General features: G+C 63.7%; 1 protein-coding gene and 1 pseudogene. One reads left to right on the top strand and one right to left on the bottom strand.

The features are described 5' to 3' along the window. On the top strand, positions 1-215 hold a 215-nt coding region (locus tag RA21_RS23090), incomplete at its 5' end, for a hypothetical protein (protein WP_206540079.1). A gap of 185 nt (positions 216-400) precedes the next feature. On the opposite strand, the pseudogene RA21_RS21870 reads toward RA21_RS23090, so the two are convergent. Further along, positions 401-710, bottom strand: a pseudogene (locus RA21_RS21870) (DNA polymerase III subunit gamma/tau); the annotation flags it as partial.

Genomic DNA, 710 nt, shown 5'->3' with positions numbered 1-710 from the left:
CGAGGCCTTTGAGCATCTGTGTTCTCCTAAGTGCGGGGGCGCAGGGCGCCGTAAGTCATCCCCGCACATATCGCAATTGCGAGCGCGATGAACAAGTGGGGGGAAGCGGTGCAGTCTTCGATTATGCCCAAGGCCTTCTTATCATCAAAGAAAAGCTCGTGGTTATCTACGGCTATGACGAAGGCCAGAAGGCCCCACAGCGCGCCCGCGAGTGAAAACGGCAGTCGCTTTCCGCTATAAAGTGCGAATCCGGCAAGGGCAAAGAGGGCCAATGCAACAGGTTTGGACGAGAGCCGCACAAGGACATCCCATGCGCTGTCTTGTGCTTCCCCTGTGTCAAAGCAAGTGGTGGCAAAGGCGGTGGCCGGCATTGTTAACAAGAGGGCCGTCAGGCCCGCCGTCAGCCGTCCTCGAAGGGATCCCATTCGTCCTCCACCTCGGGCAGGGCTTCGGCGGCAACTTCGGCGGCCAGTTCCTCCGGTGTGCGGATGCGGGTGATCTTGGCCTTGGGGAAGCTCTCCAGCACCGCTTGCACCAGCGGATGCGCGGTCGCCTTCTCGCGCAGGGCGTTCTCAGCCGCGTCGCGGACCTCGGCAATAGTGGGCGCCTCGCCGTCCGGCGCGATGGAGACCACCCAGCGGGCTCCGGTCCAGTTCTGCAGCGCCGAGCCAAGCCGGGCGGCCAGATCGCGCGGCGCCTGAGCCGAGGGG

Origin of the sequence: Leisingera sp. ANG-DT (assembly GCF_000813785.1) — a bacterium.
Taxonomy (GTDB): Bacteria; Pseudomonadota; Alphaproteobacteria; order Rhodobacterales; family Rhodobacteraceae; genus Leisingera.
The sequence above is the reverse complement of the archived record's forward strand: the minus strand, read 5'-3'. Positions and strand labels throughout refer to the sequence as shown.